This window comes from Streptomyces sp. 184 (assembly GCF_045781775.1).
Classification (GTDB): domain Bacteria; phylum Actinomycetota; class Actinomycetes; order Streptomycetales; family Streptomycetaceae; genus Streptomyces.
The window spans coordinates 4,551,170-4,577,650 of the sequence record NZ_CP123230.1 but is presented as its reverse complement, the minus strand read 5'-3'; the positions used below and the strand labels follow the sequence as shown (position 1 = coordinate 4,577,650).

The window sequence follows — 26,481 nt, the reverse complement described above, 5'->3', positions numbered from 1 at the left end:
GCATGTACGAGCTGTCCCGCATCCGCCTCTACTCCATCGGACCCGCCGGAGCGCGGTACGCCGACACCGTGCTCGACCTGCGCGGCGTCGGCGGCGAGGTGCCCCGTCCCGCGCCCGCCCAGGGCGACTTCTTCACCGACGAGCCCGCCGGCCCGCCGCGCCGGCCCGCGCCCGCGGGCGTGCTCTTCCTGGAGAACGGCGGCGGCAAGTCCGTCCTGCTGAAGCTGATCTTCTCCGTGATGCTGCCCGGCCACCGCAACACCCTCGGCGGCGCCAGCTCCGGCGTGCTGCGCAAGTTCCTGCTCGCCGACGACACCGGGCACGTCGCCCTGGAGTGGCAGCACACCGTGACCGGCGAACAGATCGTCGTCGGCAAGGTCAGCGAGTGGCGCGGCCGGCAGGTCTCCGGCGACCCGCGGAAGTTCGCCGAGGCGTGGTACTCGTTCCGCCCCGGGGCCGGAATGGGCCTGGACGGGCTGCCGGTCGCCGAGTCCGCGGCGGTGCGCCCCGCCGCCGAGGGCGCCTCGGGCGCGCGCGGGCGGCGCCGCACGATGAAGGGCTTCCGCGACTCGCTCACCGAGGCCGGCAAGGCGTACCCGCACCTGGACGTGGTCTGGGAGGAGATCCACGAGCGGTGGAACGAGCACCTGACCCGCCTCGGACTCGACCCCGAACTCTTCCGCTACCAGCGGGAGATGAACGCCGACGAGGGCGAGGCCGCCGGGCTCTTCGCGGTGAAGAACGACTCCGACTTCACCCACCTGCTGCTCCGCGCGGTCACCGACACCCGCGACACCGACGGCCTCGCCGACCTCGTCCACGGCTTCGCCCACAAGCTGGGCCGCCGCGCGGAGCTGACCGCCGAGCGCGACTTCACCGCCGGCTCCCTCGACCTGCTCGCGCACATCGTCACCGGCGCGGAGCAGCGCGACCGCACCCGCGACGTGCTCGGCGGCGCCGAGCGCCGGGCCCGTGCGCTCGCCGCGCGGCTCACGGCACGGGCCGACGCGGAGCGCGCCCGGGCCGCGGAGCTGGCCGGGCAGGAGCGGTCGGCGGCCGAGCGGGTCACGGCCGCGGAGGAGTCCCGGCGCGGCAGCGAACTGATCGCCGCCGAGCTGGCGTACCGGCACGCCTCGCTGGCGCTGGCCGCCGCCGAGAAGAGCGCCGCGGGCAAGCGCCGCGAGCTGACCGACGCCCGTACGCTGCACGCCTCCTGGCAGGCCGCCGAGGCGGTGCTGCGGCACCGCGCCGCCGCCGACCGCGCCGCGCGCGTCTCCGTCGCCATCCGCGAGGCCGAGCGCGACGCCGCCCCGGCGCTGGCCGCCCGCGCGCAGGCCGCCACCGGCCTCGTACGCGCGCTGCACGCCGCCGCCCGCGACGGCGAGACCCTGGCGGCGGAGCAGGAGGAGCGCTCGGCCGGGCTCCAGCGGGAGTCCGAGACGGCGCACGCCGACGCGGTCGCCGCCGCCACCCGCGCGCAGCGCGCCCGCAGCGAGACCGACCACCTGCGCCAGCGGCTCGCGGAGGTCGAGCAGGAGACGGCCGAGGCGGTACGGGCCGGCTGGCTGGACGCCGCCGACGACGCCGTCCCCGACACGGACCCGGCCCGCGCCGCCCTCGTCGCCGGGGACGCCGAGAAGGCGGCGGTCGCCGCCTGGGACGAGGCCCGCGAGGCCGCCCGCACCGCGACGGACCGCGCCCGCGAGACGGCGGCGGCCCTGGCCCGCGCGGAACTGGCCGCGGCCCGCGCCACGGACGCCGCGGAGGCGTCGGAGGCGGCGTACGGGACGGAGCGCCTGGCGGCGGAGTCGCTGGCGGCGGAACCCCGGCTGGTGGAGCTGCTGGGCCTGCCGGAGCCGGGCGGCGAGCAACCCGCGCTGGGCGCCGTGGAGTTCGACCGGGCCGCCGACGAACTGCGGACGCTGCTCGACACGCGCGTCACGGACGACGAGCGGCGGCTGTTCGACCTGCGCACCGCCGCCGGGGACGACGCCCGGATCCTCGCCGCGCTCGGCGACGGCGGGCTGCTGCCGCCGGGGCCGGACGTGCTGGCCGTCGTCGACTGCCTCGGCGAGCACGGCATCCCCGCGCTGCCCGGCTGGCGCTACCTCGCGCAGGCCGTCGACCCGGCCGACCACGCCGCCGTGCTCGAAGCCCGCCCCGAGCTGGTCGACGGCGTCGTCATCACCGACCCGGACACGCACGCCCGCGCCCGCGAGGTGCTGCGCGAGGCCGCGCTGCTGCCCCGCTCGGCCCTCGCCGTCGGCACCGCCGCCGCACTGCTCGCGCCCCCGCCGCCCACCGGCGAGCGCGACGGCGGGGTGTTCCTCGTGCCGCCCAACCCGGCCATGCACGACGAGCGCGCCGCCGACGACGAGCGCCACGCCCTGCGCGCCCGCACCGCCGACCGCGACGAGCAGATCCGCGGCCTCGCCGCCCGCCTCGCCGCGGACCGGTCCCTGGCGGCCCGGCTCGCCTCGTGGCGTACGGGCTGCCCCGCCGGCCGCCTGGCCGAGCTGGCCGCCGCCGCGGAAGCGGCCCGTACGGCATCGGCCGCGGCCGGCGAGACGCTGACCCGTACCCGTGCCGAGGCCGAGGACGCCGCGGCAGCCGCCGAGGAGACCACCCGCGCGCGCGAGGAGCGCCAGGAGCGCGCCCAGCGCGCCCGCCGCAGCGCCGACGCCCTCGCGGGCCTGGCCCACCGCCTGCGCGAGCGCTCGGGCTGGCAGGCCCGCCTGCGCGAACTCGCCGACGAAGCCCTGGAGTACGAGGGCAGGGCCGCCGACTGCGTCGCCCGCGCCCGCGCCGCCGACGAGGACCGCCGCGACGCCCAGCGCGCCGCCGACGACGCCCGCCGCACCTCCCGCGCGCTGCGCGCGGAGCGCGCGGAGATCGCCGGGGTGGCGGAGGAACTGGAGGCCGAGGCGGCCGACGAAGCCGCGGCAGCGGAGGCCGGCGGGGACCCGGCAACCGGGGCGGCCGGAGATCCGGCCGCGGCGGCAGCGGACGACAGCACGGAAACCGGGAGCGGGGCCGGCGGCCCCGGCACCTCCGGCGCCGACCCGGGCGACACCGACGCCCCCGCCGCCCGTCCCGAGGGCAGCGCCCGTCGCCGTGCGCGCCTGGCCCAGGCCGCCGCCGCGGACGCGGCCCGCGCGTCGCTGCCCGCCCTGCGGGAGGCGTACCGGGCCGCCTCGCAGGTGTACGAGAAGGTCGGCGTAGGCGCCGATCTACGGGCCGAGCAGGCGCGGGCCGAGAGCGAGGAGTCCGCCGCGCTGGCCGAGCTGAACCGGCTCAGCAACAAGGTCCGTACCCGCGCCGCCACCCTCCTCGCGGGCCCCGACGGCGCCGACGCGCCGTCGCGGCAGGCCGCCGCCGCCCGCGCCGAGTCCGTCGTGCACCTGCTGGAATCCCGCTCCGCCGCCGCCAGCGAAACGCTGGGGCGGCTGCGCGGCGACGCCGAACGCCTCGCGCCCGAGGGCCGCGACGCGCACACCGAGCTGCCCGGCGACCTCGTGCCCGACGGCGCCGAGCACGCCCAGGCGCTGCTGCGCTCCGCCGCCGCCACCGCCGCGAAGCGCGCGGACGAACTCGCCGCCGCCACCGCCGCGCACGCCGAGCTGCGCCGCGCCTGCGCCGCCGCCGAGGACGCCGCCGGCGCCTTCGCCGAGACCGCCGCCATGCTGCGCGACCTGCTCCGCGGCCCCGCCGCAGGCGAGGAGCAGGACGAAGCGGCGCGCGAGGCGGAGCCGTTCCCCGGCGGGCTGGACGGCGCCCGGCAGGCCGCCGCCGAGTCCCGCCGCTCGCTGCGCGGCTGCGCCGCGGACCTGGCCACCGCCGAGTCCGCCCTGCGCGACGCGTGTGACGTGCTCGTACGGCACGCCAACTCCACCCGCTACGAGCAGGTCCGCACCCCCGCCCGGCAGCAGATCCGCGAACTGCCCGCCGCCGCCCTGCCCGAGCACGCCGCCGCCTGGGCCGCGGCCTTCGCGCCGCGGCTGCGCGTGCTCACCGACGAGCTGGCGCAGTTGGAGCGCAACCGCGACGGCATCGTCGACCGGCTGCGCGGCCTGGTCGAGTCCGGCCTCGCCACCCTGCGCGCCGCGCAGCGGCTGTCGCGGCTGCCGGAGGGGCTGGGGGAGTGGTCGGGGCAGGAGTTCCTGCGCATCCGCTTCGAGGACCCCGACCAGGCGACGCTGTCCGAGCGCCTGGGCGAGGTCATCGACGAGGCCACGCGCGCGGCCGTACGCAAGAACAGCGACCTGCGCCGCGACGGCACGACACTCCTGCTGCGCGGCGTGGACGCCGCGATGGCACCCAGGGGTGTGGCCGTGGAGATCCTCAAGCCGGACGCGGTGCTGCGCGCGGAGCGGGTCCCGGTCGGGCAGATGGGCGACGTGTTCTCCGGCGGCCAGCTCCTCACCGCCGCCATCGCGCTGTACTGCACGATGGCCGCCCTGCGGGGCAACGACCGCGGTGACGACCGGCACCACCACGCGGGCACGCTCTTCCTCGACAACCCCATCGGCCGCGCCAACGCCACGTACCTGCTGGAGCTGCAACGCGCCGTCGCCGACGCCCTCGGGGTGCAGCTCCTCTACACCACGGGCCTGTTCGACACCACGGCGCTGGCGGAGTTCCCGCTCGTGATCCGGCTGCGCAACGACGCCGACCTGCGCGCGGGGCTGAAGTACATCACCGTGGAGGAGCACCTGCGCCCCGGGCTGCCGGCGCAGCGGGAGGGGGAGGAGCCGTCGGTCGGCGAGGTGACGGCGACCCGCATCTTCCGCCGCCCGCCGGCGACGGCGCCGTAGCGGCAGAGTCCCCGGCCCCGGTGCCTCAGGCGCCGGAGCCCGCGCCCGGCCGCCCGGCCCCTCAGACTCCCGCCGGTACCGCTCCGGGCGGCCGCCCGCGGCGCGTACGGCGGCCACCGCGGCGCTCCCTGCGGGCGCGGCGGGCCGCGCTGCTGGGCCGGGACTCGACCCCGTGCCGCTGCTTCCACACCTGCCGCGTCACCCACACGTCCAGCACGCCCCACGTCGCGACCACGGTGCTGACCACCGTGCTCAGCAGCAGGGGAAAGGCCGGCCAGGCCCCGGTGACGGTGAACAGCAGGGCCGCCATCGCCTGGGTCATGGTCACGGCCACGATGATCACGGCGCGCACGGCCGCCGTCCGCACCGGGTCCGGAAGCCTCGGTGTGCCGACCGGCTCCTCGACCCAGAGCGGCGATTCGAGGCGCCGCAGCTCCTCCTCCGCAGCCATCAGTAACCTCTCCCGCTCGACTGCCGGGTGCCCGGGGTGACTGCCCCGCACACGGCGTGACCAAAGCCCGGGGTACCCATGTTCACACGTTCCGATGTGTCAACGTTCGAAGGGGGCTACGAGTTGCCGGGGCGACGGTAGTAGGCTGCGCCGACTGGGGAAGGGACGCGGGAATGGTTGTGCAGGGTGGGAACAGACGGCAGCCGGCGGGGAGCCGGTTGAACTGGCTGCTCGACGATCTGGTCGGTCGGCTGGCGAGCGTACGGATGGCGCTGGTGCTGTCCTCCGACGGGTTGCCGATGAGCGTGTCCGAGGACGTGAGCAGGGAGGACTCCGAACATCTGGCGGCGGTGGCCTCCGGCATCCACGGCCTGGCCAAGGGCGTGGGCACGCACTTCGAGGCTGGCTCCGTACGGCAGACGCTGGTGGAGCTGGACGACGCGTTCCTCTTCGTCACCGCTGCCGGCGACGGCAGTTGCCTCGCGGTGATGGCGGCGTCGGACGCCGACATCGGACAGATCGCGTACGAGATGACACTGCTGGTCAAGCGGGTCGGCGAGCATCTGGCGGCGGCGCCGCGGGGCAGCCGGCCCTGAAGCGGGACGGCCGCGCCGCGGCGCCGTGGCGTCAGTCGGCGCCGTCCTCCTGCCAGCCGAAGCTGCGCTCGACGGCCTTGCGCCAGTTGCGGTACTCGCGCTCCCGTGTGTCCTCGTCCATCCGCGGCGTCCACTCGGTGTCGCGCTTCCAGTGGGACTTCAGCTCGTCCTGGTCCTGCCAGACGCCGGTGGCCAGGCCGGCGGCGTAGGCGGCGCCCAGGCAGGTGGTCTCGGAGATCACCGGGCGCAGGACCGGCACACCGAGGACGTCCGCCTGGTGCTGCATCAGCAGATTGTTGGCGGTCATCCCTCCGTCCACCTTCAGGTCCGTCAGCCGTACCCCCGAGTCCTGGTACATCGCGTCGACGACCTCGCGGGTCTGCCAGCTCGTCGCCTCCAGCACGGCGCGCGCCAGATGTGCCTTGGTGACGTACCGGGTCAGGCCGGTGACGACGCCGCGCGCGTCGCCGCGCCAGTACGGTGCGAAGAGCCCGGAGAACGCCGGTACGATGTACGCGCCGCCGTTGTCGGCCACGCTCGCCGCCAGCGTCTCGATCTCTTCGGCGGCGGAGATGATGCCGAGCTGGTCGCGGAACCACTGCACCAGCGCACCGGTGATGGCGATGGACCCCTCCAGGCAGTAGACGGGCGCCTCGTCGCCGATCTGGTAGCCCATCGTGGTCAGCAGCCCGCTCTTCGACGGCACCGGCCGGGTGCCGGTGTTGAGGAGCAGGAAGCTGCCCGTGCCGTACGTGTTCTTGGCCTCGCCGACGCCGAAGCAGGTCTGTCCGAAGATCGCCGCCTGCTGGTCGCCGAGGGCGGAGGCCACGGGCACGCCGTCGAGCCGGCCGGTGCAGGTGCCGTAGACCTCCGCGGAGGAGCGGATCTCCGGCAGCATCGCGGCCGGGACGTTCATGGCCTCCAGGATCGACTGGTCCCACTGGTGGGTGCCGATGTTCATCAGCATGGTGCGCGAGGCGTTGGTGACGTCGGTGACGTGCACGCCGCCGTCCGCCCCGCCGGTGAGGTTGTAGATCAGCCAGGAGTCGACGGTGCCGAAGGCGATCTCGCCGTTCTCGGCGCGGCGGCGCAGGCCGGGCACGTTGTCCAGCAGCCAGGCGGCCTTGGGGCCGGAGAAGTAGCTGGCGAGCGGCAGCCCGGTGCGCTCGCGGAAGCGGTCCTGGCCGTCCGTGCCGCCGAGTTCGGTGCACAGGGCGGCGGTGCGGGTGTCCTGCCAGACGATGGCGTTGTGGACCGGCTTGCCGGTGGCCCGGTCCCACAGCACGGTCGTCTCGCGCTGGTTGGTGATGCCGACGGCGCTCAGCTCGTCGGCCCGCAGCCCCGCCCGGTCCAGCGCCCCGGCCACCACGGCCTGCGTCTTGGCCCAGATCTCGGTGGCGTCGTGCTCCACCCAGCCGGGGCGGGGGAAGATCTGGCGGTGCTCGCGCTGGTCGACGCCGACGATGGCGCCCTTGTGGTCGAAGACGATGCAGCGGCTCGATGTGGTGCCCTGGTCGATGGCGGCGACGTACTTGTCCGTCATGACGTCCCCTTGCTGCTAGAAGGCGAGTTTGTAGATCAGCGCGCTCAGTACGCCGCCGATCAGCGGGCCGGCCACGGGCACCCAGGCGTAGTTCCACTCGCTGGTCCCCTTGTTGGGGATGGGCAGCAGCGCGTGGGCGATACGGGGGCCGAGGTCGCGGGCCGGGTTGATGGCGTAGCCCGTCGGCCCGCCCAGCGACAGGCCGATGCCGACGACGAGCAGCGCGACGACGAGCACCTGGGTGCCGGACTCCGCCAGTCCCTCGGTGAGCCCGAAGGCGAGGATCGGCAGCACCAGGCCGACGGTGGCGATGATCTCGGTGACGAGGTTCTGCCACGGCTTGTAGATCTCCGGGCGGGTGGAGAAGATGCCGAGCGTCTCGACGGCCGTCTCCCGGTTCGCGTTGCGCTCGAACTGGCCGTAGTAGACGAGCCAGGCGAGCACCGCGCCGATGACCGCGCCGAGCATCTGCGAGCCGATGTACAGCGGCACCTTCCCCCAGTGCTCGTTGCTCTCGACGGCGACGCCGAGGGTCACGGCCGGGTTGATGTGCCCGCCGGACAGGGGCGCCGCGGTGTACGCGCCGGCCAGCACGGCGAAGCCCCAGCCGAAGGCGATGACGACCCAGCCGGAGGCCCTGGCCTTCGATTTCTCCAGGGTGACGGCGGCGCAGACGCCGGCGCCGAACAGGATGAGAATGGCGGTGCCGATCACTTCACCGGCGAAGATGTCCCCATGGGGATAGTCCATTGCGGCTCCTAGAGCTCACCCACCGGGACGCGGCCCGGCCGAGACGAAAGGGTGCGTTCTTCCCTGGCAGTTGCCATGACGTCGAGCGCCGGCGGGGGAGTGGGTCCAGTCCCCTACCGGCGTCGCTGCGAGCACGCGTCAGCGTGGTGTATCGCCGGTGGGAGACCGAGCGGCGAGGCCGTCGTGCGGCGATGCCCGACTGACATCCGGCAGTGTTCACCTGGGCTGATGGACCGTCAAGACAATGGACACGACAGCCTCAAATGTATTTCGGGCACGCCTGGCCAGGGGCGGGGCCGGGGTGGGTCAGGCCGCGCGGAGGAGCTTGGCGCCCTCGCCCAGCAGCCGCTCGACCGCGTCGATGGAGAGCGCGCCGGCCAGCGGCTGCCAGAAGTCCTCGTCCGGATCTGCCACCGCGTCGACGCGGCTGCCGTCGCGCCACGAGGCGTCGAACCCGAGCTGCCAGGCGTGCAGATGCGTCCGCAGGCCCGCCGCGGCGGCGGCCTTGTCGAAGAGGGGGTCGCCCAGGATCGGGTGGCCGATCCAGGCGAGGTGGACGCGGATCTGGTGCCGCCGGCCGGTGACCGGGCGGGCGACGAGCAGCGAGTGCTCGCCGTCGCTCCAGAGCGTCAGGAAACGGGTGATCGAAGGGTAGTTCCTCACGTCGAGGAGGTCGCCCTCCTCGACCCACCAGCGGCCTTCCGCCTCGTCGCTCCGGATCGCCTCGCGCGCCGCGGCGATACGCACCCTGTTCTTCCGCCCGACGCTGAGGGGCAGGTCGATCGTCCCGCGCTCGGGCAGACCCGCGGTCCGGGTGACGACCAGGTACGCCTTGTCGACCGTCCGCTTGTTGAACTGCCGGGTCAGGCCGCCGTGGGTGGCGACGTCCTTGGCGAAGAGAACGACGCCGGAGGTGACCTTGTCGACGCGATGGGCCGGAAAAAGCTCCTCCCCCGCCTCCGCGGCCAGTTGCACGACGTCGGTCCCGCGCCGCTCGCCCATCACGGAAATCCCCGGGGGCTTGTTCAACACGAGGACCGACTCGTCCTCCAGAAGCACCGAATCGCCGCGGACTTCCCGCCAACTGGGCACCGTCATCTGCATGTCTTTCATCGAATCAAGGCGGGTTTCTGATCAGCCTTCGGGAAACTGCTTGCAGTATTCGTACAACGCCATCGCCGTCGCGGTCGCGACATTGTAGCTGTGCGGCATCCCCCACACGGGAATCTCGACGCAGTCGTCGACGAACTTCAATTCCTCTTCTGTGAGGCCGAGCCGCTCGTTCCCCACCGCGAGGGCCGTCTTCCGGGGGAAGGAGAAGCCGTGCAGGTCATGGGAGTTGGTCGTCTGCTCCAGGCCGACGACCCGGTACCCCTCCGCGCGCAGATCCCTGAGCACCGGGGGAAGGGTCCGGCGGACCTCGATCCTGACGTGGTCCGTGCTGTCCCTGGCGACGTCGGGGTCGACTTTCGCGTTACCGCATGCGATCACTCTGCTGATTCCGCAGCACCCCGCGGTGCGGACGATGCTCGACAAATTGGCGCGGGTGCGAAGCGGGGCACAGGCCAGGACGATTTCGCGCTCTCTGGCGAGCGTGGCCGGCGGCCGGTGCCGAATGTGATCGAACATAATCGGCCCAGTCTACAAGGGCCGGGGACGGTGATCCGCGCCGGCCGCCGGTGCGCTGCGCTAGCGTCCGTTTCCGGACAGCGACCGGCGGTGGACCGGGAAGTCGAAGTACGTGTCGGGGAAGGGCTCGTTCGCGAGCCCGAAGTGCCACCATTCGTACTCGTAGTTGACGAATCCCGCCGCCTCCAGGCCCTCCTTGAGCCGGAGCCGGTTGGCGCGCTGCGTGCCCTGCACCCGCTCGTCCAGCGTGTGACTGAGGGTGTCGAAGCAGTCGTAGCCCGTGGCCATGTCGATCGAGTTGTCGGGGAAGCGCTCCTTCCACGGGGCGGCGCAGTCGACGAGCGGCTCGCCCGGCTCGTACGGCCGGGTGTTCCCGGCGGGCAGCTTCACCAGGGTGAGGTCCACGACGCTGCCGCGGCTGTGCCCGGAGCGTGCGGCGATGTAGCCGTCCTCGAAGAGCCGGGACTTGTCGACGCGCGGATAGAACTCGTCCTTCATCCGCTGGTCGGCCAGGTCCTCGGCCCACTCAACGAACTGGTCGACGGCGCGCTGCGGGCGGTAGCAGTCGTAGACCTTCAGGGTGTAGCCGTCCCGGCGGAACTCCCGCTGCGCCTTCTTCAGCATCCGGGCGGCGTCCCCGGTGAGCAGGCACATCGGCTTGCGGTAGCCGTCGATGCGCTCGCCGGTGAAGTTGTGGCGGGTGTAGTAGCGGATGTCGTGCAGGATCGTGGGGTCCACGTCGGAGAGCGCGACGAACTCCTTCGGGGCCTTCGGCTCCGGTTTCGCGGTGGCCGGGGGAGCCGCGGTGGCCGTGACGGCGAGAGCCGCGGCGGAGGCCAGGACCGCGAGCCGGGCCAGGGGGCGCGCGAGGGCGGCGTACTTTGGCATGGCCCTTTCACTATCGCACCGGGGGCGCGCGGGGAAGAGCACGGCGGGGGCCGTCCGGGTACGCGGGACGTCCGGTGGCAGGAGGGCGCCGCCGGTCACGGCGGGGGCGGCGGCGTCGTACGGGCGGGTGACGCCTGCCGGGTGTCCGCGCCCGAGCTGACGTGCCGCTGGGTCTCCTGGGGGCCGTGCCAGTCCAGGCACATCACGGTGGCATCGTCTTCGAGCCGGCCGCCGGCGGCCTCCAGGACCGCGGACGTCAGCATCAGTGCGGCCTCCCGGGGATGCAGGTCACGGGTGCGCGCCAGCAGGGTGGGCAGGTCGACGCTCTCCGCACGCCGTTCGAGCATGCCGTCGGTGAACATGAGCAGACGGTCGCCGGAGCGCAGATCCAGGTCCTGAACGCGGTAGGGGTGGGGCGCGGGTTCGAGCAGCCCGAAAGGATGGTCCACCTCGCAGGCGACCACTTCCACGGCTCCTTCGCGCATGCGCAGCGGCCAGGGGTGGCCGGCGTTGACGAACCGGGCCTGCCCGGTGCGCAGGCTGATGCGCAGCAACTGCCCCGTGGCGTGACCGCGGCCGTGGTCGGCCAGCGCCCGGTCGGCCAGGCGGGCCTGCTCGGTCAGGTCGGCTCCCGCGCGGCGGGCGCCGCGCAGGGCGCCCACCAGGACCGTGGCCGTCAGGGCGGAGTCGGTGTTGTGGCCCATGGGGTCGGTCACCGACAGGTGCAGGGTGTCGCGGTCCAGGGCGTAGTCGAAGGTGTCGCCGCTGAGGTCTTCGGAGGGCTCCAGACTCCCGCACAGTGTGAACTGCGCGGCCTCGCACGACAGTGACATGGGCAGGAGCTGGTACTGGATCTCCGCGGCCAGGCTGGGGGGCCTGGTGCGTTTTCCCCAGGTGTAGAAGTCGGTGAACCGCCCGTTGGCGATCACGATGTAGGCCAGGAGGTGGGCGGCCTCCCCGATCTCGGCGAGGACGTCCTCGCCGAGATCGGTCGGCAGGAGCAGCTCCAGCAGCCCGATGGCGTCGCCCCGGTTGGTGACCGGCACGATCACCCGCTGTTCCTGGCCGGATGCCCCCTGGTAGAGCTGCTGGGTGCGGATCACCCGTTCGTAGACGCTGCCGAACAGGGGGATCCGCTCCGCTTCCCGCCCGCTGTCCACCGCGCCGGCGGTGGACAGCCGCGCCACCGCCTTTCCCGTCAGGTCCACGATGAGAAAGGAGACCTTTGTGGCTTTGAACCGACGCCGCAGGTTCTCCGCGACCACGTCCACGGCATCCACCGGCGCGGCTGTCTCCACGGCCGTCAGCAGCCGCGGAAGCCCGCTGTGCCCAGTGCTCACGACCCGCTCCTTTCCCCGGCCCTCTCCCACCAGCTTGGGAAGCTTCACGGGCGGCGGCAATCTGTGACCACCACGGAGGCTAAGGATTCGCCGTACGCGTTCGCTGGAATGAGTATTTCTGAGAGGCCGCGGGCTTCACTGGGCATGTCCTAATTTACCCCTGGTCTTCGCTCTCATAATCCTCGTAAAAACGTTCGTGGAATACCCATTCGAGTCGTACGCCTACTCGCCCCGTATCCGCACCGGCAGGTCCGGCTCCGAGCCGTCCTCGCGCCGCACCGTCGTACGGCCCGTCCAGCGCGTCACGTACCGGTCCAGCCGCGGCGCCTCCCAGCCGTCGTCGTCCTCCCGTACGACCACTCCGCCGCCCGTGACGCCGGGCGGCGGCGCCCAGACCTCCAGTTCCGTGCCGCCGTCCGCACCGGCCACCGGCAGCACCGTCCCCGCCCGGGCCAGCACCGGCACCCGGGCGAGCGGCGCGTCCAGTTCCACCGTGCCCGGGCCCGTCAGCGCGCGGCCCGTCGCCGTGTCGTACCACCGGCCCCGGGGCAGCCGCACCGGCCGCCGCCGCACCCCCGCGGCCAGCACCGGCGCCACCAGCAGCGCGTCGCCGAGCAGGAAGGCGTCCTCCGTCTCGCGCAGCGCCCGGTCCGACGGGTCGTACCACCACATAGGGCGTACGTACGGCGCGCCGGTGCGCTCCGCCAGCCGGGCGAGCGTCGCGAGATACGGCCGCAGGCGCTCCCGCTCGCGCAGCGCCGCGCCCGCGTGCGCCAGCACCTCGGGCCCGAACTCCCACGGCTCGCGCCGCCCCGCGTCGAACGCGCAGTGTGTACGGAACAGCGGCAGGTACGAGCCGAGCTGGAGCCAGCGCAGATACAGCTCCGGGTCCGGCCGGCCGCTGAACCCGCCCACGTCCGGGCCCGAGTACGGCACCCCGCACAGGCCGAGGCCGACGACGAGCGCCAGCGAGGCCGACAGGCCCGGCCAGCCGGTGGCCACGTCGCCGGACCAGGTGCCGCCGTAGCGCTGGAGGCCCGCCCAGCCGGAGCGGGAGAACAGGAACGGGCGGCGGTCGGGCTGGAGGCTGGTCAGCGCCCCGTACGCGGCGCGGGCCATGAGCAGGGCGTAGACGTTGTGCGCCTCGCGGTGGTCGCCGCCGCGGCCCTCCAGGGCGTGCCGGGCGGAGCGGGGCAGGGTCTTCTCGCCGAAGGCGGCGAAGGACGCGGGCTCGTTCATGTCGTGCCAGAAGCCGGTGAAACCCTGCTCAAGCCGCTCCGCGTAGAGCCCGCCCCACCACTTGCGCACCCGCGGGTCGGTGAAGTCGGGGAAGAGCGCGGTGCCCGGCCACACCACGCCCCGTACGGGCCGGCCGCGCGCGTCCCGTACGAACGCGTCGGCGGCCACGCCCGCGTCGTACACCGGATTGCCCGGCTCGGCCTTCACGCCCGGGTCGACGATCGAGACCATGTGCACGCCGTCGGCGGCCAGGTCGCGGGCCAGCCGGGGCAGGTCGGGGAAGCGGTGCGGGTCGGCGGTGAAGACGCGGTGGCCGTCGTAGTGGTCGATGTCGAGGTGCAGCGCCGCCAGCGGCAGGCCGCGCTCGCGGTAGCCGCGCACCACGCGGCGTACGCCCTCGGCCCCGCCGAAGTCCCAGCGGGCGTGCTGGTAGCCCAGCGCCCAGCCCGGCGGGACGGCGGGCGAGCCGGTGAGCGCCGTCCAGCTCTGGAGCACGCGCGCGGGGGTGCCCGCCATCACCCAGTAGCGCAACGGGCCGCCGTCCATGCGCACCTCGACGCGGCCGGGACGGTCGTGGCCGGAGCCCGCGCCCTCCGTGCCGCGGCACAGCTCGACGCTGCCGTCCCAGGAGTTGTCGTGGAAGAGCAGATGGCAGCCGGCGTCGGAGGCGACGAACTGCACGGGCATCGTGAGCGACAGCGGGTCGTCGCCCGGGGCGAAGGCGCCGCCGGGGTCGGTGTTCCACAGGCGGTAGCGGCCGTCCGGCAGGGAGGGGCCCGCGGACCTGCCGCCGAGGCCGAAGAACCGGGCGTCCGGGGTGACATGCCCGCGCTGCACCCAGCGCCGTATCCCGTCGGCCTGCTCGCCGTCGGCGCCCGCGTCGTCGTCGGCGGCCCCCGCGCTTCCGGGCGACTCCCACCAGCGCGGCGGCTGCTCCCGGCGCAGCACCACACCGGCCGGCGTCCGCACCTCCACCGCCCCGCGCCGCGACACCGCCACCGTGACCCGCTCCGACACCACCCGCCAGCCGCCGCCCGCCGCGTCCGGCTCCAGCTCCACGCGCGCGTCCGTCTCCGGCCCGCGGGCGAGCGCGTACGACGGCTCCGGCTCCGCGCCGTCCCAGCCGCAGAACACCGCGCCCGTCGTCGTCACCCGCAACTGGAGTACGGAGCGGGCGAAGCGGACCACGCCGCCGCCCGGCGCCGGCTCGGCCGCGACCGCGAGCCCCGGCACCCGGGCCCGCTCCACACGGCGGCGGGGGAGTGCGGCGGCGTCGGCCCGCCGGTTCCGCACGGCGGCGCGCAGGGCGCGGGCACGCCGGGTGAGGGCGGAGGGATCCATGCTGATCAGCCTGCCATCGCACACCACGGCGAGCGAGAGAGTTCAACCGCTGTTCACCGGGAGTGCGATCCGGCGCCCCCGGCACACGCCGTACGGCGGCATGCACGGGTCGCACTGGTGCCGCATTCGATCACGTGGCATCGTCTCAGCGGAGCCCCGGCCACACCTCGCCGGGCGCTCCGCAGGCGCCGCGGCCGCCCCACCGGGCCGGCGGCGGCGCGGACCCTCATGCGGATGCCGTACCACGGGAGCCACGCCATGCCGAGCCAGCCGCCCACCGAACAGCCCGCGCCGTCCGCGCCGTCTGTGCCGCCCGCGCCGTCCGCGGCGCCGGAGCCGCCCGCGGCGCTGTGGCGGCCGGGACCGGAGCGGATCGCGGGGGCGCAGCTCACCCGCTTCCACCGCTGGGCCGCCGAGCGCCACGGCGCGCCGGCGCCGGTGGCCGGCGACCCGGAGGCGAGCTACGCGGCGCTGCACCGCTGGTCGGTGGCGCCGGACGGCGGCCTGGAGCGGTTCTGGCGGGCGGCGGCCGAGTGGTTCGGCGTCCGGTTCTCGAGCCCGTACGAGACGGTCCTCGCGGACGCCGCCATGCCGGGCGCCCGCTGGTTTCCCGGCGCCCGGCTCAACTACGCCGAGCACGCGCTGCGCGACGGCGCCGACGAGACCGCCGAGACCGGCGCCGCCGGCGCGCCGGCGCTGCTGCATGTCGCCGAGGGCGCCGAGCCGCGGCCCGTGAGCCGCGCGGAACTGCGCGCGCAGGTCGGCTCGCTGGCGGCGGAGCTGCGCCGGCTCGGCGTCCGGCCCGGGGACCGCGTGGGCGCGTACCTGCCGAACATCCCGCAGGCCGTCGTCGCGCTGCTGGCGACCGCCGCCGTCGGCGCGGTGTGGACCTCCTGCTCCCCGGACTTCGGCGCCCGCAGCGTCCTGGACCGCTTTCGCCAGGTGGAGCCGGTCGTGCTCGTCACCGTCGACGGCTACCGCTACGGCGGCAAGGAGCACGACCGCCGCGAGACCGTCGCGGAACTGCGCCGCGAACTGCCCACGCTGCGCGCCGTCGTGCACGTCCCGCTGCTCGGCACCCCGCCTCCCGACGGCGCCCTGGAGTGGGACGCGCTGGTGGCCACCGGCGCCGAACCGGTCTTCGAGCAGGTGCCGTTCGACCACCCGCTGTGGGTGCTGTACTCCTCCGGCACCACCGGCCTGCCCAAGGCGATCGTGCAGTCCCAGGGCGGCATCCTGCTGGAGCACCTGAAGCAGCTCGCGCTGCACTGCGACCTCGGGCCGGGCGACCGCTTCTTCTGGTACACCTCCACCGGCTGGATGATGTGGAACTTCCTCGTCTCCGGCCTGCTGGTGGGCGCGACCGTGATCACCTACGACGGCAGCCCCGGCCACCCGGACGTGGCGGGGCAGTGGCGGGTCGCCGAGCGCACGGGCGCGACGTTCTTCGGCACCTCCGCGGCGTACGTCATGGCCTGCCGCAAGGCGGACGTGCACCCGGGCCGCGACCTCGACCTGACCAGGGTGCGGTGCGTGGCCACGACGGGCTCGCCGCTGCCGCCGGACGGATTCCGGTGGATCCACGACGAGTTCCACCGGGCGGGCGCCGCGGAAGGTGCGGCGGACGGGACGGCGGACGGGGCGTCGGACATGTGGATCGCGTCGGTCAGCGGCGGCACGGACGTGTGCAGTTGCTTCGCCGGCGCGGTGCCGACGCTGCCGGTGCACATCGGCGAGCTTCAGGCGGCGTGCCTGGCCACCGACCTCCAGGCGTGGGATGCGGCGGGCGAGCCGCTGGCGGACGAGGTGGGCGAGCTGGTGGTCGCCCAGCCGATGCCGTCGATGCCCGTACGGTTCTGGAACGACCCGGACGGCGAGCGCTACCGGGACAGCTACTTCTCGACGTACCCCGGCGTCTGGCGCCACGGCGACTGGATCACGCTCACCTCCCGCGGCTCGGTCGTCATCCACGGCCGCTCCGACTCGACGCTCAACCGGCAGGGCGTGCGGATGGGGTCCGCTGACATCTACGAGGTGGTGGAGCGGCTGCCGGAGGTGCGCGAGTCGCTGGTGATCGGCGTGGAGCGGCCGGACGGCGGGTACTGGATGCCGCTCTTCGTCCAACTGGCCGCCGGCGCCCGGCTGGACGACGGCCTGCGCGACCGGATCCGCGACGCGCTCCGCGCGCAACTGTCGCCGCGGCACGTGCCGGACGAGGTGATCGAGGTCGAGGGCGTGCCGCACACCCTGACCGGCAAGCGGCTTGAGGTGCCGGTCAAGCGGATCCTCCAGGGCACGGCGCTGGAGAAGGCGGTCAACCCGGGCTCCGTGGACCGGGTGGAGCTGCTGGGGTTCTACGAGCGGCTGGCACGCGAGCGGGGCTGACCGCCGGCCGGATTGTCAGACCCCTCGATTACGGTGCGTAGTGATTGGTTGCGCTCCGTAAGAGGGGGAGTCATGGCGCGTACGAGGACGGACGGCCGGCTGCTGCGCCGGGAAATGCCGGGCACGGTGGGGCTGTTGGCCGATGCCGCGGACTTCGCGGCGATGCGGCGTTATGCGAGCTTCCTGTTCGACGACCACGCCGCGTATCTGCGGCAGGTGGAGGGGGTGCTGCGGGCCCGGGCCACCCAGGGGGCGTACACGGCGGTGGCGCTCTTCGACCCGCCGGGCTTCGCGCGCTTCTGCGCGGAACGGGGCCTGGAGCCGGACAGCCCGGTGAGCCGCTGCCGGTACGTGGCGGAGTCCGCCGCCCGCGGCCCTTCGGTGCCGTACGGGGGCCAGCCGATGGACCGCCTGGTGCCCCAACTGCTCGACGCGGCGGCCCGCAGCCGCTCCCGCGAACGTGCGGCGACGCTGCTCGCGGCGGCGGGCAGATGCGAGGACTGCGGCGAGCACCGCGCGGACGCGGCGCTGGCCCGCGCCGGCGTGCTGGTCGACCGCCTGACGGCGGCCCTGGGCCCGGGCGCGCAGCACGTGGTGTGCACGATCCGCTCGGCGGGCTTCCCCCTCGTCGCGGTGGCCCGCGGCGCGGATCCGGCGGGGGAGGCGCCGCGGCTGCGGCTCCCGGACGCGGAGGCGCTGCGGCTGGTGCTGGCGGCGGGCATCGCCACGTCGGGGGCGGGCGGCGTCGTGGCCCGCACGACCCGGGCCGGCACGGAGTGGGTGCGCGGCTGGCGGCTGCGGGACGGCTGGCTGGAGCCGCTGACGGACAAGGAGGTCTACGCGGCCTACTGCACCGACGCCAGAACCGGAGCCCCCCTCCCTCCGGAACCCGGCGTCGCCTACCGCGCCGGCACCCCGCTGCCCCGCCCGGAGAAGGGCTGCCACCGATGACGCGGGGGCGGGGCGTGCGGTGCAGAGGGGCCGGGAGTGCGTGTGCCGGGACGGGCACTGCGGTGTGCGGGGTCCGGGGCGGCAGCCCCGGCTCCGGGAAGGGGCGGGATCGGGGAACGGCCCCCCGTGCCGCACCCCCGCGCGCAACTGCTGTGCCGCCCGGTCACCTTGCCGGCCCGGCCGCTCCTACTAGCCCTTCCCGGCGGGAGGCCGGTCCGTCACTCGCCGGACAGGACCGTTCGTGCCGCCTCCCTGGCCTCCTCGGCGGTGTCCGCCGCCCGGGCCGCCGACGCCGCGCGTTCGCACTGTGCCAGCGTGTGCTTCGCCAGCGTCGCCCGTACGTACGGGATCGCAGCCGCCCCCATCGACAGCGACGTGACCCCCAGCCCCGTCAGCACGCAGGCCAGCAGCGGATCCGAAGCCGCCTCGCCGCACACGCCGCAGCTCTTGCCCTCCGCCCTGGCGCCCTCCGCCGCGAAGGACACCAGGTCCAGCAGCGCCGGCTGCCACGGGTCCTGGAGCCGCGCCACCGCCCCGACCTCCCGGTCGGCCGCAAAGGCGTACTGCGCCAGGTCGTTGGTGCCCAGCGACAGGAACTCGACCTCCTGGAGGATCGCCCGCGACCGCAGCGCCGCCGCCGGGATCTCCACCATGGCGCCCGCCTTCGCCGGCAGCCCCGCGTCCCGGCACGCCGCCGCGAAGTCCGCGGCGTCCCGGCGGTCCGCCACCATCGGCGCCATCACTTCGAGGTGGACCGGCAGCCCGGCAGCCGCCTCGGACAGCGCGGTGAGCTGCGTGCGCAGCACGTCGGGGTGGGCCAGCAGAGACCGCAGCCCGCGGACGCCGAGGGCCGGGTTCGGCTCGTCGGCGGGGGTGAGGAACTCCAGCGGCTTGTCGGCGCCCGCGTCCAGGACGCGTACGACGACCCGCCCCTCCGGAAACGCCTCCAGCACCTTGCGGTACGCCTCGATCTGCGTCTGCTCGGACGGCGCCGTCCGGCTGTCGTCCAGGAACAGGAACTCCGTGCGGAACAGGCCCACTCCCTCCGCGCCCGCCGCGACGGCCGCCGGCACGTCCGCGGGGCCGCCGACGTTCGCCAGCAGCGGCACCTTGTGCCCGTCGGAGGTCGCGCCGGGGCCGGAGACGGCCGCCAGCGCCGCTTTGCGCTCGGCCGCCATCTGCGCCATCTCCGCCCGCTTGCCGGGCCCGGGTTCGACGAACACCTCTCCGGTCGAGCCGTCGACGGCGACGACCGTGCCCTCGGCCAGTTCCCCGGCGCCCGGCAGCGCCACCACGGCCGGCACGCCGAGGGCGCGGGCCAGGATCGCGCTGTGGCTCGTCGGCCCGCCCTCCTCGGTGACGAAGCCGAGGACGAGCGAGGGGTCCAGGAGCGCGGTGTCGGCGGGGGCGAGGTCGCGGGCGATCAGCACGTACGGCTCGTCGCTGTCCGGCACCCCGGGCATGGGCACGCCCAGCAGCCGCGCCACGATCCGGTTGCGTACGTCGTCCAGGTCGGCGACCCGCCCGGCCATGTACTCCCCGGCCCCGGCGAGCAGTTCGCGGTACGCCGCGAACGCGTCGTACGCGGCGCGCTCGGCGGAGGACCCGACGGCGATCCGCCGCTCCACGTCGGCCGCCAGCTCCGGGTCCTGCGCGATCATGGCCTGTGCCTCCAGCACGGCCTGAGCCTCGCCGCCGGCCAGGTTGCCGCGCGCCACCAGGTCGGCGGCCACCGCCTCCACGGCCTTGCGCACCCGCTCCTGCTCGCGCGGTGCCTCCGCCGCGGGAATCTGCTTCGCCGGTGGTTCGAGCACCGCCGTGCCCATGTGCCGTGCCTCGCCGATCGCCACCCCGTGGCTCACGCCGACGCCTCGCAGGGTCGTCTCCATCTCACCAGTCTTCCGCAAGTGCCGCGGCGGCGTCCCGCCGCGGCTGTCGTAGGCGTACGGGCCGCAGCGCCGGGGCCCGCCGGATGGTCACCGCCGGCTCGTCACCGCCAGGTGAACAGCGCCTCGCCGGCCTTGATCCCGCCGTCCTCCGCCACCTCGGACAGCGCGCCCTCGGCCGCCTCCAGGGCCACCACCGGTGAGATCGGCGACTTGCCGGCCTCCTCGACGGCCGCGGTGTCCCAGCGGACCACCGGCTGCCCCCGCTCGACCCGGTCGCCCTTGGCGACGAGCGGTTCGAAGCCCTCGCCGTTGAGCTGCACGGTGTCGATACCGAGGTGGGTGAGCACGCCGCGGCCCTCGTCGTTCACGACGACGAAGGCGTGCGGGTGCAGGGAGACCACCAGGCCGCCGACCGGCGCGACCGCCTCGGCGAGCCCGCGCTCGGGGTCCACCGCGGTCCCCGGACCGACCATCGCCCCCGAGAAGACCGGGTCGGGCACCGCGGCGAGCCCGATGGCGCGGCCGGTGAGAGGAGACGAGACTTGGGTCATGCCGGGGCCTCCAGAAAACAGCGGGGGGTCGGCGCCGCCCGCGTCCGTGGGGGCCGCGCCGCTCCTGAAGCCTAACCAATCGGAACTTCTCATTCCGCATCGAGCGGAGCCAACCGGGGTGCGCCACCGCCCCACCCCCGGGCCCGACTCCGCGCCGGCCGGCGGACCGGCCCCCGCTCCGGCCCCCGAACGGCCCCGTACCCGGCGGCGGGTAAGGTCAGAGCGCATCGCCGGCGCGTCTGGCGGGACCGGCGGGATCGGACGGGGAGGCACGCGGGTGGAGGTCCAGGAGACGGCGACTTCGACAGACCGGATCTTCACCGTTCCCAACCTCCTCAGCATGTCCCGCCTCGTCCTGGTGCCCGTCTTCCTGTGGCTGATCCTGTGGCCCGAGTTCGGCGGCCCCAACGCCGACGGCTGGGCGCTGGCGATCCTTCTGTTCAGCGGCGTCAGCGACTACCTCGACGGCAAGCTCGCCCGGCGCTGGAACCAGGTCTCGAACCTGGGCCGCATCCTGGACCCGGCCGCCGACCGGCTCTACATCCTGGCCACCCTCGTCGGTCTGACCTGGCGGGAGATCCTGCCGCTGTGGCTGACCGTCCTGCTGCTCTTCCGCGACGCGGTCGTCGGCGTGGCCGTCTGGCTGCTGGGCCGCCACGGCTACCCGCCGCCGCAGGTGAACTTCCTGGGCAAGTCCGCCACCTTCTGCCTGATGTACGCCTTTCCGTTGCTCCTCCTCAGTGACGCAAGTGGATGGCCCTCGTCACTCTCTGCTATTTTCGGATGGGCGTTCGCCGGTTGGGGTACAGCGTTGTACTGGTGGGCCGGCGGCCTCTACCTCGTTCAGGTGCGCCGTCTCATCCGAGAGGACGCCCACGCGGACACCACCCCCGACTAGGCGGCAGCCGGCATCGCCGTCTCACGCCCAAGGAGGACGCTTCCGATATGAAGGCCGTCGTGATGGCTGGGGGCGAAGGCACCCGCCTGCGCCCCATGACCGCGAGCATGCCCAAGCCCCTGCTGCCGGTGGTGAACCGGCCGATCATGGAGCACGTCCTGCGGCTGCTCAAACGCCACGGGCTGACGGAGACGGTGGTGACCGTCCAGTTCCTCGCCTCCCTGGTGCGGAACTACTTCGGAGACGGCGAAGAGCTGGGCATGGAGCTCACCTACGCCAACGAGGACCGCCCGCTGGGCACCGCGGGCAGCGTGAAGAACGCCGAGGAGGCGCTGAAGGACGACTCGTTCCTCGTCATCTCCGGCGACGCCCTGACCGACTTCGACCTCACCGACCTGATCGCGTTCCACCGCGAGAAGGGCGCGCTGGTCACCGTCTGCCTCACCCGGGTCCCCAACCCGCTGGAGTTCGGCATCACCATCGTCGACGAGGAGGGCAAGGTCGAGCGGTTCCTGGAGAAGCCCACCTGGGGCCAGGTCTTCTCCGACACCGTCAACACCGGCATCTACGTGATGGAGCCCGAGGTCTTCGACTACGTGGAGGCCGACACCTCCGTCGACTGGTCCGGGGACGTCTTCCCGCAACTGATGAAGGACGGCAAGCCCATCTACGGCTACGTGGCCGAGGGCTACTGGGAGGACGTCGGCACCCACGAGAGCTACGTCAAGGCGCAGGCCGACGTGCTGGAGGGCAAGGTCGACCTCGACCGCGACGGCTTCGAGATCTCGCCCGGCGTCTGGGTCGCCGAGGGCGCCGAGGTGCACCCCGACGCCATCCTGCGCGGCCCGCTCTTCATCGGCGACTACGCGAAGGTCGAGCAGGGCGCCGAGGTCCGCGAGCACTCGGTCCTCGGCTCCAACGTCGTCGTCAAGGAAGGCGCGTTCCTGCACCGCGCCGTCATCCACGACAACGTCTACGTCGGCGCGCACAGCAACCTCCGCGGCTGCGTCATCGGCAAGAACACCGACGTCATGCGCGCCGCGCGGATCGAGGACGGCGCGGTCATCGGCGACGAGTGCCTGATCGGCGAAGAATCGATCATCCAGGGCAATGTGCGTGTGTACCCCTTCAAGACCATCGAAGCGGGCGCCTTCGTCAACACCTCGGTGATCTGGGAGTCGCGCGGTCAGGCCCACCTCTTCGGCGCCCGCGGCGTCTCCGGCATCCTCAACGTCGAGATCACGCCCGAGCTGGCCGTCCGGCTGGCCGGCGCGTACGCCACCACCCTGAAGAAGGGCTCCAGCGTCACCACCGCCCGCGACCACTCCCGCGGCGCCCGGGCGCTCAAGCGCGCGGTGATCTCGGCGCTCCAGGCCAGCGCCATAGACGTACGGGACCTGGAGAACGTGCCGCTGCCCGTGGCCCGGCAGCAGACGGCCCGCGGCAGCGCCGGCGGCATCATGATCCGCACCACCCCGGGCGTACAGGATTCCGTCGACATCATGTTCCTGGACGAGCGCGGCGCCGACCTCTCCCAGGCAGCGCAGCGCAAGCTCGACCGCGTCTACGCCCGCCAGGAGTACCGCCGCGCGTTCCCCGGCGAGATCGGCGACCTGAGCTTCCCCGCCAGCGTCTTCGATTCCTACACCGGCTCGCTGCTGCGCGCCGTGGAAACCGGGGGCGTCGGCGAGGCCGGTCTGAAGGTCGTCGTGGACGCCTCCCACGGCAGCGCCGGCCTGGTGCTCCCCAGCCTCCTCGGCCGGCTCGGCGTGGACGCGCTGACCATCAACCCGGGCCTGGACGAGTCCCGGCCGACCGAGACGCCGCAGTCGCGCCGCGCCGGCCTGGTCCGCCTCGGCGAGATCGTGGCCTCCGCGCGCGCCGCCTTCGGCGTGCGCTTCGACCCGGTCGGCGAGCGCATCTCGCTGGTCGACGAGAAGGGCCGGATCGTCGAGGACGACCGGGCGCTGCTCGTCATGCTGGACCTGGTCGCGGCGGAGCGGCGCAGCGGCCGGGTGGCGCTGCCGGTGACGACGACACGTGTCGCCGAGCAGGTGGCCGCGTACCACGGCACACAGGTGGAGTGGACGACGACGTCGCCCGACGACCTGGCCCGGGTGGCGCGCATGGACGGCACGGTCTTCGGCGGCGACGGCCGCGGCGGCTTCATCGTCCCGGAGTTCTCCTCCGTCTTCGACGGCGCCGCCGCCTTCGCCCGGCTCACCGCCCTGGTCGCACGCACCCAGCTCACCCTCAGCCAGATCGACGCCCGCATCCCGCAGGCCCACGTGCTGCGCCGGGACCTGGCGACCCCCTGGGCCGTCAAGGGCATGGTCATGCGCCGGGTCGTGGAGGCCGCGGGCTCCCGGGAGGTCGACACCACCGACGGCGTCCGCGTCGTGGAGGCCGACGGCCGCTGGGTGCTGGTGCTGCCGGACCGCGCCGAGGCGGTCACGCACCTGTGGGCCGAGGGCCCCGACCAGGCGTCCGCCGAAGCCCTGCTCGACGAGTGGGCTGCGGTTGTCGACGGGAGCGGCGAGGGGAGCGGCGACTGACGCGGGCACAGCGGAGCGAGAGTTCACCCAACCCAGGGGTCGCGGCACCATAGGGCCTCCCGGCGTGCAACGATGTCCGGCATGCCGCAGCAGCCCCCCGAACGGAGCAGCGCACCGGCACGCCCCCGTCCTGACGCCTCCATGTCGCTGCTGACCCGGCTGATGGACCACAGCCTGGACGACGGGTACGCCGAGGCCGCCGCGCGCCACGGCGCCCGTCCGCGCGGCGAGCGGCTGCCCCAGCGCCTGCGCGGGCGGGCCTGGCTCGCAGTGGGACTGGTGCTGACCGCGCTGGTCCTCACCGTCGGCGCCGCCGAGGCCCGGATCGAGGCGCCCGACCTCGCGCGCGAGCGCGAGGAGCTGATCGACCGGGTCGAGGACCGTACCGCCGCGGCGGACGACCTCGACCGCACGATCGAGCAACTGCACGGCGAGGTCGCCGACCGGCAGCGCGAGGCGCTGGAGGAGCACGGCAGCGACCGCGCCGCCCTGCTCGCGCTGCTGGCCGGCGCCACCGAGGCCGAGGGCCCCGGCGTACGCCTCGTGGTCGACGACGCCGCCGACGCGGGCACCGCCGGGGCCGGCGGCCCGCGCAGCTCGACGAGCTTCGCCGACGACGGCCGGGTACGCGACCGGGACCTCCAGCGCATCGTCAACGGGCTCTGGCTCGCCGGCGCCGAAGCGGTCTCCGTCAACGGCCGCCGGCTCACCGCCCTGTCCGCGATCCGCGCGGCGGGCGACGCCATCCTCGTCGACAACCGCCCGCTGGCGCCGCCCTACACCGTGCTCGCCCTCGGCGACGGCGAGCGGCTCCTGGAGCGGTTCCGGGAGAACGCCGACGGCCACTACCTCGAAGTGCTCCAAGACAACTACGGCATCAGGGCCGGGATCTCCGCACGGAACGACCTCCGGCTGCCGGCCGCCACCGGCCTGTCCCTACGCCACGCAGAACCGAAGGAGAACAACCCCTCGTGATCGCCGTACTGGGCCTTGTCGCGGGCATCGTCATGGGCCTCGTCGTCCAGCCCGTGGTGCCGGCGGGCCTGGAGCCGTACCTGCCCATCGCCGTGGTCGCCGCGCTCGACGCGGTCTTCGGGGCGCTGCGGGCCATGCTCGACGGGATCTTCGACGACAAGGTGTTCGTGGTGTCGTTCCTGTCGAACGTCGTCGTGGCCGCGCTGATCGTCTTCCTCGGCGACAAGCTGGGCGTCGGCGCCCAGCTCTCCACCGGCGTCGTGGTCGTGCTCGGCATCCGGATCTTCTCCAACGCCGCCGCCATCCGGCGGCACGTCTTCCAGGCGTGAGGCCCGTGTCCGACGAGACTCCTCCGAACTCCCCGCGCCCCGGCGACCCGCCCGCCGCGTACCCGCAGGGCACGCCGGGTGCGCCGCCCACGCCGCCGCGCCCGCCGGCGCCCCGGCAGCAGCCGCCCCCGCGCCACTCCTCCCGCCAGCAACCGCCGCAGCCGCCGCGCCAGCCGCCCCCGCGGCGGCCCTCGGCGCCCCAGCCCTCCGGGCAGCAGCCGCCCTCCCAGCCGCCGCCCCCGGCACAGCAGCCGGCGCCCGGACAGCAGCCGGCGCCCGGGCAACAGCCGCCCACCCAGCAGCAGCCGCCCACCCGGCAACCGCCGCCTGGACAGCAGCCGCCGCGCCGGCCCCCCGTCCAGCAGCGCCCCGCGGCCCAGCAGCGTCCCCCGGTGCAGCAGCGGCCTCCCACGCCGCCGCCCCCCGGCCCCCCGCCGCCCGAGCGCAAGGCGCCCGCCGAGCGCTCCGCGCCCCCCGAGCCGCCCGCCGCGCCCGAGCCGTCGCTCGGCGCCGGCCGGCGCCGCCTGGTCGACGCCGTGTGGCCGCCCCGGCTGACCCGCTCCCAACTGATCGTCGCCCTGCTGCTGTTCGTGCTGGGCCTGGGCCTGGCCATCCAGGTCCGCTCCACCGGCGAGTCCAGTGCGCTGCGCGGCGCCCGGCAGGAGGATCTCGTACGGATCCTGGACGAGCTGGACGACCGCACCCAGCGGCTGGAGGACGAGCGCGAGCGGCTGGAGGACCAGAAGGCGGAGCTGGAGAACAGCTCCGACCAGGCGGAGGAGGCGCGCCGCCAGACGGAGGCCAAGGAGCGCCAGCTCGGCGTGCTGGCCGGCACCGTCGCCGCCGAGGGCCCCGGCATCGAGATCACCGTCCGTGGTCCCGAGGGGGCCGTCGAGGCGGACATGCTGCTCGACACGATCCAGGAGCTGCGCGCGGCCGGCGCGGAGGCGATCCAGATCAACGGCGTACGCGTCGTCGCAGGTACGCACTTCGCCGACGCCGGCGAGAGCGACGTGGCGATCGACGGCCGCAGGGTCTCCCAGCCGTACGTCTTCCGCGTGATCGGCCGCGCCGAGGACCTGGAGCCCGCACTGAACATCCCCGGTGGGGTGGTTCAGACCATGGAGGAGGAGCAGGCTACGGTGTCCATCGAGCCCCGGGACACGGTCCTCGTGGACGCCTTGCGGCGGGAGAAGCGGCCTGACTACGCTCGGTCGTCGTCGTGACCTCAAGGTTACGGGGGGTCGACGCATCGGCTGCCGTCGCGTAAGGGAAACTGTCCGGGGGTTGTGGACGTTCAGTGAATGTCCGGTGCCGCTGATGCGCGTGTCGAGTGACCTGCTCGAACACGGGCCTG

General features: G+C 74.3%; 19 protein-coding genes. 9 read left to right on the top strand and 10 right to left on the bottom strand.

The annotated features are described in order from the left end of the window. Window positions 1–2 precede the first annotated feature (2 nt). Window positions 3–4,814, top strand: coding sequence for a hypothetical protein (locus QBL21_RS19200; RefSeq protein WP_407563448.1), 4,812 nt, complete (start codon window positions 3–5; stop codon window positions 4,812–4,814). A gap of 61 nt (window positions 4,815–4,875) precedes the next feature. On the opposite strand, the gene QBL21_RS19195 is transcribed toward QBL21_RS19200, so the two are convergent. After that, the gene (locus tag QBL21_RS19195) at window positions 4,876–5,265 is read right to left on the bottom strand and encodes a hypothetical protein (protein WP_407563447.1); all 390 of its coding nucleotides are present in this window, start codon (window positions 5,263–5,265) and stop codon (window positions 4,876–4,878) included. A gap of 173 nt (window positions 5,266–5,438) precedes the next feature. Between QBL21_RS19195 and QBL21_RS19190 the strand changes: the two genes are divergently transcribed. Continuing rightward, window positions 5,439–5,861, top strand: coding sequence for a roadblock/LC7 domain-containing protein (locus QBL21_RS19190; protein ID WP_407563446.1), 423 nt, complete (start codon window positions 5,439–5,441; stop codon window positions 5,859–5,861). Between the two features lie 31 nt (window positions 5,862–5,892). On the opposite strand, the gene glpK is transcribed toward QBL21_RS19190, so the two are convergent. The 7 genes from glpK to QBL21_RS19155 all read right to left on the bottom strand — a co-directional run bounded on the left by glpK (window position 5,893) and on the right by QBL21_RS19155 (window position 14,591). Beyond that, window positions 5,893–7,404: a glycerol kinase GlpK gene (gene glpK, locus QBL21_RS19185; RefSeq protein ID WP_407563445.1), complete on the bottom strand. Its 1,512-nt coding sequence runs from the start codon at window positions 7,402–7,404 to the stop codon at window positions 5,893–5,895. Window positions 7,405–7,419: 15 nt separating this feature from the next. Next, window positions 7,420–8,154 (bottom strand): MIP/aquaporin family protein, encoded by a 735-nt coding sequence (locus QBL21_RS19180; RefSeq protein WP_407563444.1) that lies wholly within the window; start codon window positions 8,152–8,154, stop codon window positions 7,420–7,422. Window positions 8,155–8,460: 306 nt separating this feature from the next. Next, window positions 8,461–9,258: an RluA family pseudouridine synthase gene (locus tag QBL21_RS19175; protein ID WP_407563443.1), complete on the bottom strand. Its 798-nt coding sequence runs from the start codon at window positions 9,256–9,258 to the stop codon at window positions 8,461–8,463. A 30-nt stretch (window positions 9,259–9,288) separates the two neighbouring features. Next, window positions 9,289–9,783, bottom strand: coding sequence for a TrmH family RNA methyltransferase (locus QBL21_RS19170; protein WP_407563442.1), 495 nt, complete (start codon window positions 9,781–9,783; stop codon window positions 9,289–9,291). A gap of 60 nt (window positions 9,784–9,843) precedes the next feature. Then, a complete protein-coding gene (locus QBL21_RS19165; protein WP_407563441.1) occupies window positions 9,844–10,671 on the bottom strand; it encodes a M15 family metallopeptidase in 828 nt (275 codons plus the stop codon). Between the two features lie 95 nt (window positions 10,672–10,766). Beyond that, window positions 10,767–12,011, bottom strand: coding sequence for a PP2C family protein-serine/threonine phosphatase (locus QBL21_RS19160; RefSeq protein ID WP_407563440.1), 1,245 nt, complete (start codon window positions 12,009–12,011; stop codon window positions 10,767–10,769). A 222-nt stretch (window positions 12,012–12,233) separates the two neighbouring features. Then, the gene (locus QBL21_RS19155) at window positions 12,234–14,591 is read right to left on the bottom strand and encodes a TIM-barrel domain-containing protein (protein ID WP_407563439.1); all 2,358 of its coding nucleotides are present in this window, start codon (window positions 14,589–14,591) and stop codon (window positions 12,234–12,236) included. Between the two features lie 258 nt (window positions 14,592–14,849). Between QBL21_RS19155 and QBL21_RS19150 the strand changes: the two genes are divergently transcribed. Then, entirely contained in the window at window positions 14,850–16,976 is a 2,127-nt protein-coding gene (locus tag QBL21_RS19150; RefSeq protein ID WP_407566473.1) for an acetoacetate--CoA ligase, read from the top strand. A gap of 72 nt (window positions 16,977–17,048) precedes the next feature. Continuing rightward, window positions 17,049–17,927: a hypothetical protein gene (locus QBL21_RS19145; RefSeq protein WP_407563438.1), complete on the top strand. Its 879-nt coding sequence runs from the start codon at window positions 17,049–17,051 to the stop codon at window positions 17,925–17,927. Between the two features lie 218 nt (window positions 17,928–18,145). On the opposite strand, the gene ptsP is transcribed toward QBL21_RS19145, so the two are convergent. Then, entirely contained in the window at window positions 18,146–19,816 is a 1,671-nt protein-coding gene (gene ptsP, locus QBL21_RS19140; RefSeq protein WP_407563437.1) for a phosphoenolpyruvate--protein phosphotransferase, read from the bottom strand. A gap of 101 nt (window positions 19,817–19,917) precedes the next feature. Continuing rightward, on the bottom strand, window positions 19,918–20,367 hold the full coding sequence (locus QBL21_RS19135; protein ID WP_407563436.1) for a PTS glucose transporter subunit IIA: 450 nt from the start codon (window positions 20,365–20,367) through the stop codon (window positions 19,918–19,920). Window positions 20,368–20,644: 277 nt separating this feature from the next. On the opposite strand from QBL21_RS19135, the gene QBL21_RS19130 reads away from it, so the two are divergent. The 5 genes from QBL21_RS19130 (at window position 20,645) to QBL21_RS19110 (ending at window position 26,350) form a co-directional block, all read left to right on the top strand. Then, window positions 20,645–21,265, top strand: coding sequence for a CDP-alcohol phosphatidyltransferase family protein (locus QBL21_RS19130; RefSeq protein ID WP_407563435.1), 621 nt, complete (start codon window positions 20,645–20,647; stop codon window positions 21,263–21,265). Between the two features lie 47 nt (window positions 21,266–21,312). After that, window positions 21,313–23,820 carry a sugar phosphate nucleotidyltransferase gene (locus tag QBL21_RS19125; protein WP_407563434.1) on the top strand — a complete coding sequence of 836 codons (2,508 nt, stop codon included), beginning with the start codon at window positions 21,313–21,315 and terminating at the stop codon, window positions 23,818–23,820. Between the two features lie 81 nt (window positions 23,821–23,901). Next, window positions 23,902–24,795: a DUF881 domain-containing protein gene (locus tag QBL21_RS19120; protein ID WP_407563433.1), complete on the top strand. Its 894-nt coding sequence runs from the start codon at window positions 23,902–23,904 to the stop codon at window positions 24,793–24,795. Next, the gene (locus tag QBL21_RS19115; protein WP_027744874.1) at window positions 24,792–25,124 is read left to right on the top strand and encodes a small basic family protein; all 333 of its coding nucleotides are present in this window, start codon (window positions 24,792–24,794) and stop codon (window positions 25,122–25,124) included. Before QBL21_RS19120 ends, QBL21_RS19115 begins: the two co-directional genes overlap by 4 nt. A 392-nt stretch (window positions 25,125–25,516) precedes the next feature. Beyond that, on the top strand, window positions 25,517–26,350 hold the full coding sequence (locus QBL21_RS19110; protein WP_407563432.1) for a DUF881 domain-containing protein: 834 nt from the start codon (window positions 25,517–25,519) through the stop codon (window positions 26,348–26,350). Window positions 26,351–26,481 lie beyond the last annotated feature (131 nt).

Excerpts from the sequence above, each read along its gene's own strand:
- QBL21_RS19200 (WP_407563448.1), top strand. The coding sequence starts at position 3 with ATGTACGAGCTGTCCCGCATCCGCCTCTACTCCATCGGACCCGCCGGA.
- ptsP (WP_407563437.1), bottom strand. The coding sequence starts at position 19,816 with ATGGAGACGACCCTGCGAGGCGTCGGCGTGAGCCACGGGGTGGCGATC.
- QBL21_RS19145 (WP_407563438.1), top strand. The coding sequence starts at position 17,049 with ATGGCGCGTACGAGGACGGACGGCCGGCTGCTGCGCCGGGAAATGCCG.
- QBL21_RS19175 (WP_407563443.1), bottom strand. The coding sequence starts at position 9,258 with ATGCAGATGACGGTGCCCAGTTGGCGGGAAGTCCGCGGCGATTCGGTG.
- QBL21_RS19170 (WP_407563442.1), bottom strand. The coding sequence starts at position 9,783 with ATGTTCGATCACATTCGGCACCGGCCGCCGGCCACGCTCGCCAGAGAG.
- QBL21_RS19150 (WP_407566473.1), top strand. The coding sequence starts at position 14,850 with ATGCCGAGCCAGCCGCCCACCGAACAGCCCGCGCCGTCCGCGCCGTCT.
- QBL21_RS19120 (WP_407563433.1), top strand. The coding sequence starts at position 23,902 with ATGCCGCAGCAGCCCCCCGAACGGAGCAGCGCACCGGCACGCCCCCGT.
- QBL21_RS19155 (WP_407563439.1), bottom strand. The coding sequence starts at position 14,591 with ATGGATCCCTCCGCCCTCACCCGGCGTGCCCGCGCCCTGCGCGCCGCC.
- QBL21_RS19165 (WP_407563441.1), bottom strand. The coding sequence starts at position 10,671 with ATGCCAAAGTACGCCGCCCTCGCGCGCCCCCTGGCCCGGCTCGCGGTC.
- QBL21_RS19180 (WP_407563444.1), bottom strand. The coding sequence starts at position 8,154 with ATGGACTATCCCCATGGGGACATCTTCGCCGGTGAAGTGATCGGCACC.
- QBL21_RS19190 (WP_407563446.1), top strand. The coding sequence starts at position 5,439 with ATGGTTGTGCAGGGTGGGAACAGACGGCAGCCGGCGGGGAGCCGGTTG.
- QBL21_RS19135 (WP_407563436.1), bottom strand. The coding sequence starts at position 20,367 with ATGACCCAAGTCTCGTCTCCTCTCACCGGCCGCGCCATCGGGCTCGCC.
- QBL21_RS19195 (WP_407563447.1), bottom strand. The coding sequence starts at position 5,265 with ATGGCTGCGGAGGAGGAGCTGCGGCGCCTCGAATCGCCGCTCTGGGTC.
- QBL21_RS19125 (WP_407563434.1), top strand. The coding sequence starts at position 21,313 with ATGAAGGCCGTCGTGATGGCTGGGGGCGAAGGCACCCGCCTGCGCCCC.
- glpK (WP_407563445.1), bottom strand. The coding sequence starts at position 7,404 with ATGACGGACAAGTACGTCGCCGCCATCGACCAGGGCACCACATCGAGC.